A 3837-nucleotide genomic window follows, 5' to 3' on the forward strand; every position below is an offset into this window, starting at 1 on the left:
GAAGAAGTTAAGAAAGCTAACCCAACTGCGAAAGATATCAAAGTTAACAATGATGGATCAGTAGTTGTAACCTTTGCAGACGGTTCAGTAGCAGTACTTGCTTCTGAAAATGTTGTTAAGGAAGCAACTAAAGAGTCATCTGCTCAAGCACCAGCTAAGAAAGCAGGAGCGAAAGAATTGCCAAACACTGGTACTAAACAATCTAACGCTTCACTTGGACTAGCACTTCTTGCAGCAGTGACAGGAGGACTCCTCATCGCTAAAAAACGCGAGGAAGAAGAGTAAGAAAATATTCAGTAAAGCAAATTTGAGAATATGAATTCTGTAATTTTGCTAGAAAAAGAAGTTAAGGGAAAAGACTAGCTTCATCATAAAACCACACAGAGATTCCGTTCTTGAGAAGCATCAAGATTGAAGAATAACTGTGTGGTTTTTTAGTTTTCAGGGGTTCGCTTCTTTCCTAATTTAGTGAGAATCATTATTAGAAAACGAGGATTTCCTTTTAGGAGATTCTTGTTTTTCTATTTAGGGGTCAAATTCCTAGAATTATAAAGTGTTAAATATAAGAAAACATACCATATATTTAAAAACAATAAGTATATAAAAATAAAAACAAGAGTAAAGAATTAGAAAAATTTTACACACAAATTTACTGTATTATATTTTGACATTCTTTAATTAATGATTTATAATAAAAATGTATGTAGCATATAAAATGCTAAGAAATACAAAAAAAGGAGATACAAAAATGTATTTTAATCGTAAAAATGCAGAACAAAAGAACTGGCGTATGATCAAAAAAGGAAAACATTTCTTATTTGGTTGTTCGCTTGTTTTTGCGGTTGGAGCAGCACTAGTCGCTCCATCAGTCAAAGCAGACACAGTAGAAACTAAGCCAGAAGCAGGTTCTACTACGGAAACCACTAAGCCAACTGCAGGTGAAGAGAATGTAACTTATGCAGCACCTGCTGTAGAAGTTCCAACAACTACAGAAGCTAATGCGAAACCGGTCCTTGCAACAGCTACAGAAGCTAATGCTGAAGAAAAAGTTACGGAATCTACTACACCGGTAGTAGCAGCTGCAAAAGAATCTGATTCTGTCCAAGCACCAAGCTTAACTACAGTAGCTGATGCATCAGCATTAACTGCTGAGGAAATTTCAAATGTTACAGAAGCAATTAAAGGCTCAAATCCGTCTGCAGTTTCTGTTCAAGTCGGCAATGACGGATCTGCAGTTGTTACATTTTCAGATGGTTCGAGCGCAACATTGTCAGCTTCTCAAACAGTTAAAGTGAAGTCAGAAGCTACTTCTACTTCGGAAGCACCTACACGTTCACGTCGTGCTCTTTCTCCAGCAAATGGCATCAGCACACGTTCTTTTGATTCTGAACTCCAAGATGCTGCTCAAAAGACAGCCATCTACAGTCCGGGTGTGAAGGGTGAAAAGCAAACTTATCAAGGAACAGCTTGGCTTTACCGTAATGGAACAGTCAATAACGATGACCAAGAAGATGCAAAACGCCTTGGTGGTGTAAATGTCTACCTTCAGTATGTAACTGGTAAAGGTTTTGTGTCACCAGTTTATAAGACAACAAGTGAACAAGATGGAACTTTTGTATTTGACTTGTCTAAACCGTTAGCAAACCGCCTAGGAGCAACAGGTGAGTTCAAACTTGCAGGAGATCCTAAACTTGCTATTCGTACTTGGGTAGAAAATCCAGATCCAACAAAATACAATGTCATCAAATCAGGTGACCAACGTACAGGTTTCCACGGACGTCTTAGCCGTTTGAATGAAACTTGGGATTTCACGGCTGGTATCAACCGTATTGTTGGTGGTCAAGTAGTTCTTCAAGAAAAACCAAATTCTGAAGACTATCTATTGAAACCAGAAGCAGATCGTCAGACAGGTGACCAAGCAGACGGCCAATTTTCACGTAAAGGTGATTATGGTACAATCCGTGGTAAAGTGTGGTATGAACTTCGTGACCCAAGTGGTTCTGACGCACGTATGTATAAAAAAGACAGCTACGATATTAATGCCACAAACGTTAAAGTAGCGGCTTCATACGTAAATGATGAAGTAACTCGTCTTTTTGATAAATGGAAAAAAGAACACAAAAACTACAAACTTGATGATTTCAAAGCTGCTCAAGCTGAAATTATCAAAGAATATGAAGCTAAGAATGGTAAAGGATCACACATTGCTGAAACTGTAGTAGTACCAGTTGATAAAGACGGGAACTATCGTATTCCATTCCGTGGTCTTTATGGTGTGAGCGCTACTCAGGCTAATAGCGGTCTTAAAATTTCACATAAGATTTCTGACCAAGAGTTTGGAACACTTGTTAAAGATGAAGATTTAGACAATGAACGTCTTATGAAGTGGAATGGAACTGTTGGACAAAAACACCGTCACATTAATACGGATTATGTTTATGCCACTGTTCTTGTCAATGACTATGCTATTTGGAGCAATAACTACCAATCAAATATGTTTGAAGGTACGTCTGATGCTGTACTTCCAGTGGGACCTTCATCACTTGCGGCAGCAAATATTTCAAATACCAACTTTGCCCTAATTGCGCCTCAACCAATGCACGATGTCTTGGTATACGACAACTCTGATAATTTTGCAAAACCAGGAAATACTGCTGAAAGCACTACTGGTGGGCTTATGCCATCACGCGAATACCAAATCCGTTGGTTCAAAGATGGTAAAGCGATTGGTACAGCAACAACTGTAACGTCGACAGCAGATGGAACTGCTAGCTCAGTACCGTTTACTGTGCCATCTGATCTTACAGAAGCAGCTATCTATACGTCTGCTGTATTCCTTCAAGGTGAAAACACTGATGACCTTCATTCAGCTCTAGCACTTGATTCATTTACAGCCGTTCCTAATGAAGATGCAGATAAGTATACACCAACAGCTAAAGATCAAACAGTGAACAAGGGTGAAACACCAGACGCTAAAGGTTCAATCGGCAATGTATCAGACCTCCCAAGTGGTACAACATTTGAGTACAAGACACCAGTAGATACAACAACACCAGGTGATAAAGATGCAACGGTTGTAGTAACTTACCCAGATGGATCTAAAGATGAAGTTCCAGTTAAAGTAACTGTTAAAGATCCAAGCACAGATGCGGATAAGAACACACCAACAGCTAAGGAACAAACAGTGAACAAGGGTGAAACTCCAGATGCTAAAGGTTCAATCGGCAATGTATCAGACCTCCCAAGTGGTACAACATTTGAGTACAAGACACCAGTAGATACAACAACACCAGGTGATAAAGATGCAACGGTTGTTGTAACTTACCCAGATGGCTCTAAGGATGAAGTTCCAGTAACAGTTAAAGTAGTAGATCCAAGCACAGATGCAGATAAGTATACTCCAACACCTAAGGACCAAACTGTTAATGTTGGTGAAACTCCAGATCCTAAGAAATCAATTGGTAACGTAGGTGATCTTCCAAGTGGCACTACATTTGAATACAAGACTCCAGTAGATACAACAACCCCAGGTGATAAGAGTACAACAGTCGTTGTGACTTACCCAGATGGATCTAAGGATGAAGTTCCAGTAACTGTTAAGGTAGTAGATCCACGTACAGATGCGGATAAGAACACACCAACACCTAAGGACCAAACTGTTAATGTTGGTGAAACTCCAGATCCTAAGAAATCAATTGGCAATGTAGGAGACCTCCCAAGTGGCACTACAGTTGAATACAAGACACCAGTAGATACAACAACACCAGGTGACAAAGACGCGACTGTTGTCGTAACATACCCAGATAAATCTAAGGATGAAGTTCCAGTAACTGTTAA

2 protein-coding genes are annotated in these 3837 nt (G+C 39.5%); both read left to right on the forward strand.

The features are described 5' to 3' along the window. Positions 1 to 285: MiiA motif-containing surface protein (locus tag HMPREF2619_RS09275; protein ID WP_148130393.1), on the forward strand; the 285-nt coding region annotated here is incomplete at its 5' end. Positions 286 to 748: 463 nt separating this feature from the next. Continuing rightward, positions 749 to 3837, forward strand: a 3089-nt coding sequence (locus HMPREF2619_RS09280; protein ID WP_261673735.1) for a Rib/alpha-like domain-containing protein, incomplete at its 3' end; no start/stop codon positions are given.

Origin of the sequence: Streptococcus sp. HMSC074B11, assembly GCF_001808705.1 — a bacterium.
GTDB lineage: Bacteria > Bacillota > Bacilli > Lactobacillales > Streptococcaceae > Streptococcus.